This window comes from Rhodoluna sp. (assembly GCF_044239955.1).
Taxonomy (GTDB): domain Bacteria; phylum Actinomycetota; class Actinomycetes; order Actinomycetales; family Microbacteriaceae; genus Rhodoluna.
This window is the reverse complement of the sequence record NZ_JBIIAL010000004.1, coordinates 69,348-84,889: the sequence shown is the minus strand read 5'-3', so window position 1 is coordinate 84,889 and position 15,542 is coordinate 69,348. Positions and strand designations below refer to the sequence as shown.

The following is a 15,542-nucleotide window of genomic DNA, read 5'->3' as shown; positions in this document are numbered from 1 at the left end:
GCTTGACCACCCAAGGCTCTGTAGCTCAGTTGGTAGAGCGAACGACTGAAAATCGTTAGGTCACCGGATCGATGCCGGTCGGAGCCACCATGTGCGGGTAGCATCTACCCCATGCCCATGGTTTCGAGAAAATTGCTGCCGCTTGTTTTTCTTGGCGGGGCACTGGGAACCTCACTTAGATACCTAATCGAGATCCTGGTTGGCGGTATGCCTCAGGGGCAAATCGTTCTCACTAGCTTCGTGAATCTCTTGGGTGCTGCCCTATTGGGCTTTGTCAGCGTTCATAAATTCTTTGCTTCCTCGAGCAGTCAGGGGCTTTGGGGTGTTGGTTTCTTTGGTGGCTTCACAACAATGAGTGGTCTCGCGGTTATTACCGCAGGATCTGATCTTGGACTTTCTCCTGTTGGACCTATCTATTGGCTAGTTGTCTTGATGCAACTAGTACTAGGTGTTGCCGCCTACCGATTGGGGTTGGTCATGGCGGGGGCTGGCAAGAGATGACGCTAGCGACCAGTTTTGTTTTAGTAGCCATCGCTGGAGGCTTTGGGGCAGTTGTTAGATTTTGGCTGAGTTATTGGCACGGCAAGCTGCCTTGGGGAATTCTCACGGCAAACGCAATTGGGTCATTTATTGCAGGCTTAGCACTTAGTGGATCAATTGATAGCGCATGGATAGTTGTTGGTTTGGCGGGCGGAATATCAACCTTTTCCACTTTTGCGGCCCAAACCCACGACCTGGTTGCCAAGAAGCAACTGGGTCAAGCTTCACTGAACATTGTTTTGAATCTGTTGGTTCCAGCTGTGAGCTTCCTCACAGCCTCAATATTGCTCTAGACCAAACAGGGTACCCGGATGCTAAACTTGTAGCAGATTTCATCGATTCTGCGCCTTTATCGGCGTGGCCAAGACAAAAAAGGGGGTCTCGCCATGGGGCGTGGCCGTCAAAAAGCAAAACACACCAAAGTAGCTCGTGAGCTGAAGTATTTCAGCCCTTCTACCGATTACAGCGCGCTAGAAAAAGAACTCACCGCACCATCAGGCTCTGCTGAGCCTGATTACGAAGACAAGTGGGCCGACCTCTACGAAGATGAAGAGGGCGAAGAAGAGTCAGCCAAAAACTCTTAAGTCCCAAGAAGTCCTGAGGCAGCTGCTTCCAGGCAAAACAGACGGTCGAAATGATATTCGATCCGAAACTGAAAGAAGTGCCAATTGAATAGGAAGAAAAATAGATACGGTCTAGTCGCGCTCGCGCTGGCCCCAATAATCGCCCTAAGTGGCTGCGCAGCGTCAACAACCAATTCTGAAGAGTCAATAACTATTTATTCAGGTAGAAGTGAAACTCTCATTTCCGAACTGCTTGATACCTTCACCCAAGAAACAGGTATAGAGGTAAACGTTCGATACGGCGACTCAGCTGAATTGGCAGCCCAGATTCTTGAAGAGGGCTCGAATGTTCAAGCAGACGTGTTTTTCTCTCAAGATGCTGGTGCACTTGGTGCCCTCGCAAAGGAAGGCCTAACTAGATCTCTCCCTGCGGACATCACCGACCTAGTTGATGCATCTTATAAATCAAGAGATTCGCAGTGGGTAGGGGTGTCTGGTCGAGCAAGAGTGTTGGTCGTAGATCCTGCAAAAGTAACCGAGCTTCCGACCTCTTATAAAGATCTTATGGATCCAAGTTGGAAAGGTCGCATTGCAATTGCACCAACCAATGCATCTTTCCAAGCTTTTATAACCGCTATTCGTGTCACCGAGGGTGACCAGGCAGCGGAAGAGTTCTTAGCTGCCATGAAAGAAAATGCTGTTTTATTTGAAAAAAATGGTTTGATCTTGCAGGCAGTTGAAGACGGGGTTGTGGACGCAGGACTTATCAACCACTACTACTGGTTTGAGTTGGAGAACGAAAAAGGCGTCGGAAATATGAATTCCGAGCTTGTTTGGTTTGAAGATCAAGACGCTGGCAACTTAATCAACGTGGCTGGTGTTGCGGTTCTTTCTGACAATGCCAGTGCCAACGTGTTCGTGAAGTGGCTTCTTGGCGACACCGCCCAGAACTACTTTGTTGAAAGAACTAGAGAGTACTCACTAACCGGTGTTCCAGATGTTCCTGGCGTGAAGCCCTTCGGCGAAATCAAGGCGCCAAACATTGATCTATCCGATCTTGACTCTTTGTCTGAAACACTCGAGCTAATTCGAAAGGCCGGACTGCTCTGATAGAAGCACTTAGGTCGAGACCGCCACTAATTATCTTGCTGGTGGCTATCTCGGCCGTGCTGATTTCTCTAGTCCCCTTGATTTACCTAATGGTTCGCGTGGCCACCATTGAATTGAGTGAACTGATTGAGTTGATTTTTCAGACTAGAACGCTTGAGCTAATTATCAATTCGCTCTCGCTAGCTGTTGCGGTATCGGTTTCGGCAGTGCTGATTGGTTCAATGCAGGCTTGGGTTGCAGTGCGTTCGAACCTGCCAGGTCGAAAGATCTTTTCTGTTCTAGCAGCCTTGCCGCTTGCAATACCTTCTTATGTTGCTGCTTACGCGTGGATTGCAGTAATCCCGGGGTTCAGCGGTTTCTTTGCCGCTTGGTTGCTACTAACTGTTGGCACTGCCCCACTGGTCTATTTAGCAGTATCTGCAGCGCTGGTTCGATTCGATGCCGGAACCGAAGAGGTAGCCCAATCGCTAGGAGCAACAAAGTTCCAAGTTTTTAGAAAAGTTACCTGGCCAAACATTAGAACCGCTGCGGTATCTGGTGGTTTGCTTTCGGCTTTGTATGTGTTGAGTGATTTTGGTGCAGTAAGCATTGTTCGTTACGACACTTTTACTAGAGCAATCTATAACGCCTACCGTGCCAGTTTTGATAGAAACCAAGCTGCTGCGTTAGCACTTGTCTTAGTTTTAGTTACGGTCTTGGTTCTTTACTTCGAATCCAAGGCAAGAGGGCAAAAATTTACCACTGGAAAAATTGCCGGCAGGCTAGGTTTAGTTGAACTTGGAGCTTGGAGAGCTCCGATGGTTCTAGTCTTACTAGGACTTGCAACTGTTAGTTTGCTAGTGCCACTTGGAAGCTTGCTTAGTTGGAGCATCGAAGGCTTTGGTTCGGTTGATTGGGCAGCGGTATTGGGCGCACTTGCGAACTCAGTTGGGTTGGCAGTTTCTGGAGGATTGCTGACTTCTTTTGCAGCTCTTGCAATCGCCGTATTGACTATCAGGCATCGCAGAAAGTTCAGTGTTGTTTTGGAACGATCAGTTTGGCTCACGCACGCTACCCCTGGAATTGTTGTTGCGCTAGCGCTGGTGTTCTTTTCTAACCAAGTTGTGCCGTGGGTTTACCAAACGACTTTGTTGGTTCTTGTTGCTTACCTAGCTTTGTTCTTGCCAAACGCGTTGGCCGCAGTTTCAACTCCAATTCGTCAGTCTCCTAGGGCACTGGACGAGGTTTCTTCTTCGCTTGGTCTATCCACCATGCAGACACTTCGTAAAGTTGTGTTGCCAATTGCAGGTCCTGGAATTTTTGCGGCAACCACTCTTGTGATTCTCACGGTTTTGAAAGAGCTTCCGGCAACTTTGCTGTTGCGACCAACGGGGATGGAAACCCTAGCCACCAGGCTCTGGACCGAGACTTCGGTAGCTGCCTTTTCCGCAGCGGCACCTTATGCATTACTTTTGGTAGTGCTGGCTGGCTTTCCAGCTTGGCTTCTTAATCGAGCCATCAGAAAAGATCTAGAACCTATGGAGATGGAGCGTTACCAGTGAGCTCGACTCTAAAGATTTCTAACCTCACTAAAGCATTCGGGGCTCAGCCCGTCCTTCGCAACCTTTCTATCGAGATTTCTCCGAAAGAGTTCGTATCTGTTCTTGGCTCATCTGGATCCGGTAAGACCACCTTGCTTCGATTGATCGCAGGCTTTGATACACCGGATACCGGTGAAATTTCAATTGCAGGCAACAAGGTTGCTGCTGAAGGAATCTTCGTTGCAGCCCAAGCACGCAAGGTCGGTTACGTTCCACAGGATGCGGCACTTTTCCCACACCTCAATGTTTTTGAAAACATTGCTTTTGGCCTTAAGGGTTTATCCAAAGAAGCAAAGTCATCCAGAGTCAAAGCCTTGCTTGATTTAGTTCAGATGAGCGCTTTTGAAAATTCAGATAGCTCATCGCTATCTGGTGGTCAAAAGCATCGTGTTGCACTCGCTAGAGCACTAGCTCCTGAGCCTGAACTGATTTTGTTGGATGAGCCTTTCTCGGCTCTTGATGCAGAACTAAGAGGTCGCATTCGCGACGATGTTCGTGAAGTCTTGGACAAAACTGGTTCCACCTCAATTTTGGTGACCCACGATCAAGAAGAGGCTTTGTCTATTGCAGATCGCGTTGCGCTGCTGCGTGATGGAAACTTTGCACAAATTGGAAACCCGAGAGAGATTTACTCTTCTCCAGTTGACCTAGGGGTAGCGACTTTCCTTGGTGACTCGGTGATTGTTGCTGGAGTTATCGAATCAGGAAAAGTAGTTACCTCACTAGGAAAATTAACTCCGCTGAATTCAGCTGCTGAGGGTAGCCGAGGAAAAGTTGCGATTCGACCAGAGAATTTCTATTTGCAGCCAGATCTAAACGGTGACTCAACGGTTGTTGGAAGACAGTTTTTTGGTCATGACGCCGTTGTCGATGTTCAGACTCCAAAGCAGCTAATTCGCGCCAGGTCCTCAGGACCATTCGCTCCAGAGATCGGGATGAAGGTTACGGTCTGGGTTCGAGGCGCAGTTAACTTCTATCCAGAGGCCTAGATTCGGCCTGTTTGCCTTTGTTTGTAGGGAACCTACAGTTCATTTGACGCACCCCTTTGAGAGGCGTAGTGTCCAATTAGTCGCAGAGCAACGAGGCTCTATGACGGAAGGAAACTAAATGACTATTTATGCTCCTCCGGGACAACCCGGTTCAGTCGCGGAATACAAACCCCGCTATGACCACTGGATTGGTGGCCAATACGTAAAACCATCATCGGGCCAATACTTCGAGAATGCATCCCCAGTAAATGGAAAAACATTCTGTGAAGTTGCGCGCGGAAACGCAGAAGATGTTGAAAAAGCTCTGGATGCAGCACACAAAGCTGCAGTTACTTGGAACAAGTCATCTGTTACAGAGCGCTCCAACATGCTGCTAAAAATTGCCGACATCATGGAGGCAAACCTAGAAAAGATTGCAGTTGCTGAAACCTGGGAGAACGGTAAAGCCGTTCGCGAAACCATGGCAGCTGACATTCCTCTCGCAATCGATCACTTCCGCTACTTCGCTGGAGCAATCCGTGCGCAAGAAGGATCAATCGGTGAGCTAGATGTTGATACCGTTGCGTATCATTTCCATGAGCCACTGGGAGTAGTTGCTCAGATCATCCCTTGGAACTTCCCAATCCTGATGGCTACCTGGAAGCTTGCTCCAGCACTAGCTGCGGGAAACTGTGTTGTTCTAAAGCCTGCTGAGCAGACTCCTGTTTCGATTCATTTCTTGATGGATCTGATCAAGGATGTAATCCCTGCTGGTGTTGTCAACATCGTCAATGGATTCGGTGTTGAAGCTGGAAAGCCTCTTGCTTCATCAAAGCGAGTTGCCAAGGTTGCCTTCACCGGTGAGACCACAACCGGCCGTTTGATTATGCAGTACGCATCGGAAAACATCATCCCAGTAACACTGGAGCTTGGTGGAAAGAGCCCGAACGTCTTCTTCCGCGACATCGCAGATGAAAACGACGCGTTCTACGACAAGTGCATCGAGGGATTCAACATGTTTGCCCTAAACCAGGGTGAAGTATGTACCTGTCCTTCCCGTGCACTTATCGATGCACCGATCTACGACAAGTTCCTGAAAGATGCCATGGTTCGCACCAAGGCAATCATTCAGGGCAACCCGCTAGACACCAACACCATGATGGGTGCTCAGGCATCTAACGATCAGCTCGAGAAGATCATGAGCTACATCGAAATTGGTAAGCAAGAAGGTGCCAAGTTGCTAATGGGAGGAAACCGAGTTGACCTTGGTGGAGACCTATCTGATGGTTTCTACGTTGAGCCAACCATCTTCGAAGGTAAGAACTCAATGCGTATTTTCCAGGAGGAGATCTTTGGTCCGGTTCTAGCCGTTACTAAGTTCGATGGCTGGGATGAAGCAATGAAGATCTCGAACGACACTCTCTATGGACTAGGTGCCGGTGTTTGGACAAGAAGCATGAACACTGCATACCGTTCTGGTCGCGAGATCAAGGCCGGACGAGTCTGGACTAACTGCTACCACGCTTACCCAGCTCACGCTGCGTTCGGTGGTTACAAGTCATCCGGTATCGGAAGAGAAAACCACAAGATGATGCTGGATCACTACCAGCAGACCAAGAACCTACTTGTTAGCTACAGTGAGAGCAAGCTAGGTTTCTTCTAAAAAGTGTCCTGCCCGCGGAAGATTACTTTCGCGGGCAGGATTTTTTACACAAAGGAATAATCATGGAAATAACCAGAGTTGATTTCACAGACACAGCTCGTGAGCTAATGGCTAAGCTTTCCAAAATTCACGGCACTGGTTTGATGTTCCACCAGTCCGGTGGCTGCTGTGATGGTTCTTCACCTATGTGTTACCCCGCAGGCGAATTCCGTGTTGGCGGAAGCGATGTTTTGTTAGCCGACATTGAAGTTGAAGGTGTTCCTGGAACAATCAAGTTTTGGATGTCGCAAGAACAGTTTGAATACTGGAAACACACCCATTTGACTATCGACGCGATTCCTGGTCGCGGTGGCGGATTCTCTCTTGAGGTTCCAGAGGGAATGAGATTTCTAACTCGCTCAAGAATTTACACAGACCAGGAGTGGGAAATCCTCAAGGACCAAGCGGTCCCAACCGGCAGAGTTTAGTTTTTAGGCGTAGTTTCCAATTAGGCGAACTGCTCCACCCTCGACTCCCTTGGCCGAAGTTACAAATCCCGAAACGTCAGTTGACTTTTCTACAACACCCAATTGCCAAGTCTTGATCCCCATTTGATTTAGCTTTGTCGATATTGCACTTACGGAAGATGCGTCCACAACTGCCGCAAAACCCAAACCTAGATTCCAGGTTCCTTCAAGAGATTCGAGTTGATACGCTCCCCACTCAGCGAGGACCTTGAACACATCCTGTGGTGCCCAACTTGCTCTGGAGATTTCAAGTGAGACTCCAACGGGTAAAACTCTGGAAAGATTTGCTGCAATTCCACCGCCGGTGATGTGACTTAGGGCGTGAACTGAATTACCCAAATCTGAATCAAGTAGTTGGTTCAAAATTCCCGTGTAAAGCATTGTTGGCTCAAGTAAAACTTCTCCAAGGGATTTGGATCCAAACTCCGATACGGATTGGGTGTAATCCAATTTGCTGTCTTCGACAATCTTGCGAACTAGAGAATAGCCGTTGGAGTGCAATCCTGAAGAAGCAAGACCCAAAACTACATCGCCAACTTTTACCTTCTCCGGTCCAAGAACCTTGGCTGCTTCAACTACTCCAACCGCCGCTCCAGCAACGTCATACTCGTTTTCGCCCAGTAGACCTGGGTGTTCGGCGGTTTCTCCGCCCAATAGCGCAACATCAACTGCACTGCAGGCCTTGGCAATTCCTGTGACTATTTCGGCAATGCGGTTTGGAAAAAGCTTCCCGCATGCGATGTAGTCAGTCATAAAAAGCGACTTTGCACCCATCACAACGATGTCGTCAACGACCATGCCAACTAGGTCTTGCCCGATGGTGTCGTGTTTGTCGATTGCCTGAGCTATTGCAACCTTGGTTCCAACTCCGTCGGTAGAGGTGGCAAGGATTGGTTGCTGAAAGTTCTTCAAGAACGAAACATCCATTGCCCCGGCAAAGCCGCCCAAAGAGCCAAAGACATGCTTGTTGTGTGTTGCACTAACAGCTTTTTTCATCAATGAAACTGCTAGATCGCCAGCCTCGGTATCGACGCCGCTGCCAGCGTAGGGGTTAGTCATTCGAGACCTTTTTTAGTGATCCTTCTTGGTGGATGGTGGCAACACCTTTTTCGAGAAGGTTCTTTCCCAAGCGATCTGCTGTTGGGAGCTCGATTGGGTAAGTTCCGGTAAAGCAAGCGGTACAAAGCTCGCTTTCTTTTTGCTCCGAAGCTTGAACCATTCCATCTTTGGATAGGTAACCGAGACTGTCAGCGCCAATGGACATCCGGACCTCATCTGGCGCAAGACCCGTTGCAATTAGCTCGGCGCGGGTAGCAAAGTCCACTCCGTAGAAACAAGGCCAGGTAATCGGTGGCGAAGAAATACGAACGTGGATCTCCTTGGCACCAGCTTCGCGCAGCATCTGAACCAGTGCCCGCTGGGTGTTTCCTCGAACAATTGAATCGTCGACAACGACAATTCTTTTGCCTTTGATTACTTCTTTTAGCGGATTTAGCTTTAATCGAATTCCAAGCTGTCTAATTGTTTGGCTCGGCTCGATAAAGGTTCTTCCCACGTAAGCGTTTTTTACCAACCCGTGACCAAAAGGAATTCCAGATTCTTGGCTAAAGCCAATTGCTGCTGGGGTTCCAGATTCTGGAGTAGGGATAACCAGATCTGCTTCCACTGGATATTCTCTAGCTAGAGTTCGACCCATCTCCACTCGGGCGTCGTATACGTTACGTCCGTTGATGGAAGTGTCTGGTCTGGCCAGGTACACATACTCAAAAACACAGCCGGCTCTTTTGGTTGCTGCGAAATGCTTGGAGCGCAAACCGTTCTCATCAATTGCAATCAGCTCACCTGGTTCAATCTCTCGAACGAAGGAAGCGCCAACGATATCCAAGGCTGCAGTTTCTGAGGCAACAACCCAACCGCGCTCTAATCTTCCAAGAACCAGTGGTCTTACACCCTGCGGGTCTCTGGCTGCATAAAGGGTTTGTTCGTCCATGAACACCAGAGAAAATGCGCCTTTTACTTTTGGTAGTAATTCAAGTGCGGTGTTTTCCAAAGAGTTGTCTGGATTTCCAGCAAGCAGAGCAGTTAGCACCGCGGTGTCTGTAGTGTTACCTCCGGTTATCTCATTGTCTGATTGGTCCGGGTAGTTTGCACGCAAAATTTCTAGAAGCTCTGCGGTGTTGGTGAGATTTCCGTTGTGACCGAGTGCGACTGTGCCAGAGGCTGTTTTACCGAGAGTGGGTTGTGCGTTTCGCCAAGAAGAAGATCCGGTTGTGGAGTATCTGGTGTGACCGATAGCTACGTGACCAACTAGTGACTCAAGTGCGGATTCGGAAAAAACTTGTGAAACAAGACCCATGTCTTTGTAAACAAGAAGTTTTTTACCATTTGATGTGGCAATACCTGCAGACTCTTGTCCGCGATGCTGCAAAGCATAAAGACCAAAGTACGTAAGCTTAGAAACTTCTTCGCCTGGGGCCCAGACGCCAAATACTCCACACTGATCCTGTGGACCTTTTTCACCTGGAAGCAGATCGTGATTTAGTCTGCCGTCGCCGCGAATCACTCGTTCACTTTCGTTGCGGTTAGTTTTTTGCCTCGTGATCGATAGATTGCATCAAAAACAAGGGCAAGAATTATTCCAGTTCCTCCACCAGCAATTCCGCCGAAGACAATTAGTAGTCCAGCGATTGCAGGTGAACTAAGGCCCATAAAAAGTGCCACGATGATTCCCAGAACAAAGCCGGTTAGCGCAAAATGTAAATACTTTGGAGCGCGCCTGATGTTTACCTCTGCATTTGAAACGATGGGGGTTTGGCTCACGCTTTAAATATAGGGAACAAATCCGTAAGGTCTGACCTATTGCCAGAGGCGGTCAATTTTCCTTGCTCCAGAAGTTCCTCAAAGCTTTGGGCGCCAAGGGCTAGGGCAAGCCAAGGCTCTGGGCCAAGCTCAACAACATTAGACGGTGTGCCACGGGTGTGACTTGGGCCAGCCACGCACTGGATAGCACCAAGGGGTGGGACCCGGACCTCAACTGCGGCGCCTGGGTATTTGGTTCCGAGCTCTTCGAGTAAGAATCTAACCGCGGTAGCTAGTTCTTGACTGGTAGCCGATCCAGCTTGAAAGCTTTGGATAGCAGCTTCTCCGTCTGAGGTGGATATCTTTCTTCTGAGCACAGCTCCAGCCTACAAACTCTCAAAAGTCGCTTTGTTCAAGCTAACTAAGCTAATGAACATGAAGATACTGATTTTGGGTCAGGGTGCCAGAGAGCACGCGATTGTAAAATCTCTAATCAGAACTGGAACCAGCCCAAAAGATGTTCTGGTCGCGCCAGGTAACAAAGGCATAGCTGAAGAAGTTGAGTGCGCACCAGATATCGACATAACCGATCGCCTAGCGGTTGACAAGCTAGCTCTCGAGCAAGGAATTGAGCTTGCAATCATTGGGCCAGAGGCACCTCTTGTTGCAGGAGTTTCTGACTCACTGCGCGCTCAAGGAGTTGCAGTATTTGGTCCAAGCAAAGTCGCTGCCCAGCTTGAAGGTAGCAAATCTTTTGCAAAACAAGTCATGTCTGCTGCAGGGGTACCAACCGGTATGGCAAGGCAGTGCAAGACCATAGACGAAGTTGAACAAGCCATGGAAGACTTCGGTGCTCCATATGTAATCAAGGCCGACGGTTTAGCTGCTGGCAAGGGCGTAATTGTTACCGATGATTCAAAAGCTGCCCTAAAGCATGCAGCCGAGTACATCCACATGGGAATCTTGGTCGAAGAGTTTCTTGCCGGGCAAGAAGTAAGTTTGTTTTTCTTATCGGATGGAAAGTCCGTGATGCCGCTAACTCCCGCGCAAGATTTCAAAAGGGCTTTCGATAATGATCAGGGTCCAAATACCGGTGGCATGGGTGCATACAGTCCCCTGCCTTGGCTTCCTGAAAACTTCATCCAGGAAGTCGAAGACACTGTTGCCCTGCCGACAATCAACGAGCTAACCAATCTAGGTGCGCCATTTGTTGGACTTTTATACTGCGGATTAATAGTTACCGACCGTGGCATCAGGGTTATTGAATTCAATGCGAGATTCGGTGATCCCGAGACTCAAGTTGTCCTGCAAAGGCTAATTACACCTTTGGAGTCACTGCTCTACAAAGCATCAACAGGGCATCTAGAAAATGCCTCCGATGCGCAGTTCACTCAAGATGTTGCAGTCACAGTTGTGCTGGCTAGCGAGGGCTACCCAGCTAGCCAGGCTCCTGTGCGTGAAATCAAAGGCATCAAGAAAGCACAGCGAGTATCCGGTGTTGAGATTTGTTTTGGGTCTGAAGTTGGAAGAGTTTTATCGGTTGTTGCCACTGGAAAGAACTTTAAGAAAGCGCGGAAGCGAGCTTACAAAGCCATATCGAAGATTACTCTCGACGGTTCACATTACCGAACTGACATCGCAGCCAAGGTGGCTGATTAGCTTGCCGGAGCAGGTTTCTGGCTGGAAACATGTATACAGCGGCAAGATAAGAGATCTGTATGAATCAGAAGATTCTTCACAAGCAGATTTAGTTTTAATTGTTGCTTCCGATCGCATCAGCGCTTTTGACAACATCCTGTCTCCGGCAATCCCTGGCAAAGGCGAAAACCTAACGGCAATAACAAACTTTTGGTTTGAAAAACTGAATGTTCCAAATCACCTAGTCAAAAATGTTTCTGCTCCAAGTGAAGTTGAGGGCCGGGCAACGGTAGCTAAGAAGCTAGAAATGTATCCAGTGGAATGCGTGGTGCGTGGTTACGTAGCTGGCTCTGGATACAAGGAATATTTAGCCACTGGGGAAATTTGCGGCATCAAGCTTCCTGAGGGTTTGAAAGATGGCGACAAGTTACCAGAGCCAATCTTTACGCCGGCTTTTAAGGCAGAAGTTGGCGAGCACGATCAAAACATTGACTTTGAGAAGGTTGTTGAACTGGTGGGTGAAGATGTAGCGCAGAAATTGCGTTCAACTTCAATTGAGATTTTCAAGCAAGCAAGCGCAATTGCGCTGAAGGCTGGGTTGGTGCTTGCAGATACCAAGTTCGAGTTTGGTAGGGACCCTAAGGGCGAGGAAATTGTTCTTGCTGATGAGGTTCTAACTCCTGACTCCAGTAGGTATTGGAATAAGGCTGCCTACGAGCAAGGCAAAACTGTTGAGAGCTTTGATAAGCAGATTGTTCGAAACTGGCTACTCGAAAGCTGGGACCCCGAAGGCACGAATCCTCCGACTGTTTTGAGTCCAGAGCTAGTTGAGAAGGTAAGTTCGCGTTATGCGGAGTTGCGTCAAAAGCTCGTGCACGCAAACCAGTAAACTCAAAGCATTCCCAGATTGTTTTAGCCACCATAGGGGGCCACTAGTTGCCAAAAATTGTCGTTCAGGTGATGCCCAAGCAAGACCTACTGGATCCACAGGGAAAGGCCGTAGCTAAAGCCCTGGAGCGCTCTGGTCACAAGGGAATCAAAGCTGTTCGTATCGGTAAGCGTATTGAGCTTCACTACCCGTCAAACCCAACAGCAGCTCAGCTTGCTGAGGCTCAGAAAATCGCGGAGAGTTTTCTAACCAACGGGGTAATCGAAGACGTTATCTCGGTGACTGTGGAGCAAGACTAAACAATGAAAATCGGCGTCGTCACTTTTCCAGGATCTTTAGACGACCGCGACGCCGCAAGAGCAATCAGACTCGCTGGCGGTGAGCCAGTTTCCCTATGGCATGCAGATTCATCAATCAAAAAAGTTGACGCTGTGGTTTTGCCTGGAGGCTTTAGCTACGGTGACTACCTTCGCTGCGGTGCTATTGCAGCTCAAGCACCGGTTATGGAAACCATAGTAAAAAGGGCCTCTCAGGGTCTACCTGTGTTGGGAATCTGTAACGGGTTTCAAATCTTGGTTGAATCCCATTTGCTACCAGGCGGATTAATTCGAAACGAAAAGCAACACTTTGTATGCAGAGATCAAAAGCTTCGGGTTGAAAATGTTGACAGCGCTTGGACAAATCAATTCCAAAAAGGCGATGAAATAACCATTCCGCTAAAAAACGGCGAGGGTGGTTACATCGCCACCAAAGAAACAATAAAGATGCTCGAGGGTGAAGGGTTAATCACTTTTAGATACCTAGATGTGAATCCAAACGGTTCAATGAATGACATTGCGGGACTTAGAAATGAACGAGGCAACGTAGTGGGCCTAATGCCTCATCCAGAGCACGCGGTTGAGCCTGGCTTTGGTCCTGACTCTCCTGTTGCCATGCGATCCGGTATCGATGGACTCAAGATTTTCCAGTCAGTTTTGAACTCGGTTGTTAGCGCATGATCATCGACACCACCAAACAAGCCCAAGCCGATCCAGACAAAGAACAGCCCTGGTTAGAGCTTGGCCTAAAAAAAGATGAATACGAGAGCATCCGCGAGATTTTAGGGCGACGACCAACCAGCGCCGAATTAGCCATGTATTCGGTTATGTGGAGTGAGCACTGCAGCTACAAATCATCCAAGATTTATCTTCGCCAGTTCGGTGAAAAAGTTACCCCCGAAATGAAAAAACATCTATTAGTTGGCATGGGTGAAAACGCAGGTGTAGTCGACATCGGTGAGGGTCTAGCAGTCACTTTCAAGGTGGAAAGCCATAACCACCCAAGTTATATCGAACCGTTTCAGGGAGCAGCAACCGGTGTTGGTGGAATCGTGCGCGATATATTGACCATGGGGGCAAGACCGATAGCGGTGATGGATCAGTTGCGCTTTGGTGCACCTGAGAGTGCAGACACTGCACGCGTTGTGCACGGCGTTGTTGATGGAATTTCTTTTTACGGAAACTGTCTGGGGCTACCAAACATTGGTGGTGAAACAGTTTTTGACAAGGTTTACCAGGGTAACCCGCTAGTAAATGCTCTAAGCATCGGAGCCTTGAAACACGAAGATTTGAAACTTGCCAAAGCTGAAAACCCAGGCGATCTGGTTATTTTGTTTGGAGCTAGAACTGGAGCCGATGGCATCGGTGGTGTTTCTGTTTTAGCTAGTGAGACCTTCGACTCCACTGGTCCAAGCCGAAGGCCTGCAGTGCAAGTTGGCGATCCATTCGCAGAAAAGGTTTTGATTGAGTGTTGCCTTGAGCTATTTGCAGCAGGAGTTGTTGCAGGTATTCAGGACCTTGGAGGGGCTGGATTATCTTGTGCAACCAGTGAACTTGCATCAAACGGTGGCCGCGGTATGAAAGTTCAGCTAAAAAACGTACTGCTTCGCGATGAGTCACTAACCCCAGAAGAGATTCTGATGAGTGAGTCTCAAGAGCGCATGATGGCAATTGTGCCTAAAAAGCACCTCAAGAGCTTCAAGAAGATTGTTGATCGTCATGAGGTTGAGTACTCAGTTCTTGGCAAAGTAATCAAGAAAGACCGGCTACACATCAATTGGGGTAAGGAAGAAATCGTTAACGTGCCTCCCCGCACTGTGGCTCATGACGGTCCGGTGTATGAAAGACCAGTCAAAAAACCAACTTTCCAAAAGCCGCTCAATGAGGACACTGGTGCATCTAGAAAACTTGCCAGGGCCAATGCAAACTCATCTGATCTAGCGAGCCAGTTTGTTCAAATTATTTCTAGCCCCAACCAGGCAGATAAGTCTTGGGTTACCGGCCAGTACGACAGGTACGTGGGAGGCAATACCGCGCTTGCTTATCCAGACGGTGCCGGCATGATTCGAGTCTCAGAAACTACCGGCTTAGGAGTTGCAATCTCTACTGATGCCAATGGTCGCTACTGTCAGCTAGATCCATACGAGGGTGCCAAGCTCGCATTAGCTGAGGCCTACCGAAACGTTGCAACTAGTGGCGCTGTCCCCATTGCCGTTACCAACTGCTTGAACTTTGGTTCTCCAGAAAACTCCGGTGTGATGTGGCAGTTCAAGCAGGCAACCACAGGCTTGGCTGATGGCTGCCTAGAGCTTGGCATTCCAGTAACAGGTGGAAACGTTAGTTTCTATAACCAAACCGGTGATACTGCCATTTACCCAACACCGGTTGTTGGTGTGCTTGGCGTAATTGATGATGTTGCCAGAAGAATTCCATCTGGCTGGCAAGACGATGGCAACAATCTTTATCTACTTGGTGTCACCAAAGATGAGCTAGATGGTTCTGTTTGGGCAGATGTTATTCACTCCCACCTTGGGGGCCGTCCTCCAAAAGTAAATCTTGCTTATGAGAAGAAACTGGCTGAACTGTTGCACGGCGCGAGTTTGCAAGGGTTGATTGCCTCTGCGATGGACTTATCAGAGGGTGGTTTAGCACAAGCGCTTACCGAATCCGTTCTTCGATTTAACATGGGGGCTAGGGTTTGGATCACTGAGATTTGTGAGCGAGATGGTGTTGATCGCACCTCCGCTTTGTTCTCTGAATCAACAGGACGTGTTCTTGTTAGCGTTGGCCGTGAAGATGACGTGAAATTCGTTGGTCTTTGCGAAGCAAGGGGAGTACCAGTTCTTCGAATCGGAGTCACCGATGACACAGACGAGCTTGCTATCCAAGACTTGGCCACCTGGAAGCTCAACGATCTTCGTGCTCCTTGGGAAAGTGCCCTGCCTGACTTGTTTGGCTAAGCTGAACTA

At 48.6% G+C, this 15,542-nt stretch carries 17 protein-coding genes and 1 tRNA gene; 14 read left to right on the top strand and 4 right to left on the bottom strand.

Annotation, left to right across the window (positions count from 1 at the left end):
- Nucleotides 1-14: 14 nt before the first annotated feature.
- The 9 genes from AC9UFE_RS03090 (at nucleotide 15) to AC9UFE_RS03050 (ending at nucleotide 6,891) form a co-directional block, all read left to right on the top strand.
- Nucleotides 15-90: transfer RNA gene (locus AC9UFE_RS03090), tRNA-Phe, on the top strand.
- 21 nt (nucleotides 91-111) lie between these two features.
- A complete protein-coding gene (locus AC9UFE_RS03085) occupies nucleotides 112-501 on the top strand; it encodes a fluoride efflux transporter FluC (protein WP_509545509.1) in 390 nt (129 codons plus the stop codon).
- Nucleotides 498-833 (top strand): fluoride efflux transporter FluC, encoded by a 336-nt coding sequence (locus AC9UFE_RS03080; protein ID WP_509545508.1) that lies wholly within the window; start codon nucleotides 498-500, stop codon nucleotides 831-833. Before AC9UFE_RS03085 ends, AC9UFE_RS03080 begins: the two co-directional genes overlap by 4 nt.
- Before the next feature lie 93 nt (nucleotides 834-926).
- The gene (locus AC9UFE_RS03075) at nucleotides 927-1,124 is read left to right on the top strand and encodes a DUF3073 domain-containing protein (RefSeq protein WP_509545507.1); all 198 of its coding nucleotides are present in this window, start codon (nucleotides 927-929) and stop codon (nucleotides 1,122-1,124) included.
- Nucleotides 1,125-1,208: 84 nt separating this feature from the next.
- A complete protein-coding gene (locus AC9UFE_RS03070; protein WP_509545506.1) occupies nucleotides 1,209-2,213 on the top strand; it encodes an iron ABC transporter substrate-binding protein in 1,005 nt (334 codons plus the stop codon).
- Nucleotides 2,214-2,302: 89 nt separating this feature from the next.
- Nucleotides 2,303-3,754 (top strand): ABC transporter permease, encoded by a 1,452-nt coding sequence (locus AC9UFE_RS03065; RefSeq protein WP_509545505.1) that lies wholly within the window; start codon nucleotides 2,303-2,305, stop codon nucleotides 3,752-3,754.
- Nucleotides 3,751-4,782, top strand: coding sequence for an ABC transporter ATP-binding protein (locus AC9UFE_RS03060; RefSeq protein WP_509545504.1), 1,032 nt, complete (start codon nucleotides 3,751-3,753; stop codon nucleotides 4,780-4,782). The genes AC9UFE_RS03065 and AC9UFE_RS03060 overlap by 4 nt, the downstream gene beginning before the upstream one ends.
- 118 nt (nucleotides 4,783-4,900) lie before the next feature.
- The gene (exaC, locus tag AC9UFE_RS03055) at nucleotides 4,901-6,424 is read left to right on the top strand and encodes an acetaldehyde dehydrogenase ExaC (RefSeq protein WP_509545503.1); all 1,524 of its coding nucleotides are present in this window, start codon (nucleotides 4,901-4,903) and stop codon (nucleotides 6,422-6,424) included.
- Nucleotides 6,425-6,486: 62 nt separating this feature from the next.
- Nucleotides 6,487-6,891, top strand: coding sequence for a DUF779 domain-containing protein (locus AC9UFE_RS03050; protein ID WP_509545502.1), 405 nt, complete (start codon nucleotides 6,487-6,489; stop codon nucleotides 6,889-6,891).
- Between the two features lie 3 nt (nucleotides 6,892-6,894).
- Here AC9UFE_RS03050 and purM read toward each other — a convergent pair whose 3' ends face one another.
- The 4 genes from purM to AC9UFE_RS03030 are packed head-to-tail and all read right to left on the bottom strand — an operon-like array spanning nucleotide 6,895 to nucleotide 10,106.
- A complete protein-coding gene (purM, locus tag AC9UFE_RS03045) occupies nucleotides 6,895-7,989 on the bottom strand; it encodes a phosphoribosylformylglycinamidine cyclo-ligase (RefSeq protein WP_509545501.1) in 1,095 nt (364 codons plus the stop codon).
- Nucleotides 7,982-9,493, bottom strand: coding sequence for an amidophosphoribosyltransferase (purF, locus tag AC9UFE_RS03040; protein ID WP_509545500.1), 1,512 nt, complete (start codon nucleotides 9,491-9,493; stop codon nucleotides 7,982-7,984). Before purF ends, purM begins: the two co-directional genes overlap by 8 nt.
- The gene (locus tag AC9UFE_RS03035; RefSeq protein WP_509545499.1) at nucleotides 9,490-9,750 is read right to left on the bottom strand and encodes a hypothetical protein; all 261 of its coding nucleotides are present in this window, start codon (nucleotides 9,748-9,750) and stop codon (nucleotides 9,490-9,492) included. Before AC9UFE_RS03035 ends, purF begins: the two co-directional genes overlap by 4 nt.
- Nucleotides 9,747-10,106, bottom strand: a complete 360-nt coding sequence (locus AC9UFE_RS03030; RefSeq protein WP_509545498.1) for a sterol carrier family protein — start codon at nucleotides 10,104-10,106, stop codon at nucleotides 9,747-9,749. The genes AC9UFE_RS03035 and AC9UFE_RS03030 overlap by 4 nt, the downstream gene beginning before the upstream one ends.
- A 58-nt stretch (nucleotides 10,107-10,164) precedes the next feature.
- Between AC9UFE_RS03030 and purD the strand changes: the two genes are divergently transcribed.
- The 5 genes from purD to purL are packed head-to-tail and all read left to right on the top strand — an operon-like array spanning nucleotide 10,165 to nucleotide 15,533.
- Entirely contained in the window at nucleotides 10,165-11,388 is a 1,224-nt protein-coding gene (purD, locus tag AC9UFE_RS03025) for a phosphoribosylamine--glycine ligase (RefSeq protein WP_509545519.1), read from the top strand.
- Nucleotide 11,389: 1 nt separating this feature from the next.
- Complete coding sequence (locus tag AC9UFE_RS03020; protein WP_509545497.1) at nucleotides 11,390-12,256, top strand: phosphoribosylaminoimidazolesuccinocarboxamide synthase; 867 nt, start codon at nucleotides 11,390-11,392, stop codon at nucleotides 12,254-12,256.
- A gap of 47 nt (nucleotides 12,257-12,303) precedes the next feature.
- Nucleotides 12,304-12,555: a phosphoribosylformylglycinamidine synthase subunit PurS gene (gene purS, locus AC9UFE_RS03015; RefSeq protein WP_509545496.1), complete on the top strand. Its 252-nt coding sequence runs from the start codon at nucleotides 12,304-12,306 to the stop codon at nucleotides 12,553-12,555.
- Nucleotides 12,556-12,558: 3 nt separating this feature from the next.
- A complete protein-coding gene (purQ, locus tag AC9UFE_RS03010) occupies nucleotides 12,559-13,254 on the top strand; it encodes a phosphoribosylformylglycinamidine synthase subunit PurQ (RefSeq protein ID WP_509545495.1) in 696 nt (231 codons plus the stop codon).
- Nucleotides 13,251-15,533, top strand: a complete 2,283-nt coding sequence (gene purL, locus AC9UFE_RS03005; RefSeq protein WP_509545494.1) for a phosphoribosylformylglycinamidine synthase subunit PurL — start codon at nucleotides 13,251-13,253, stop codon at nucleotides 15,531-15,533. Before purQ ends, purL begins: the two co-directional genes overlap by 4 nt.
- Nucleotides 15,534-15,542: the final 9 nt, after the last annotated feature.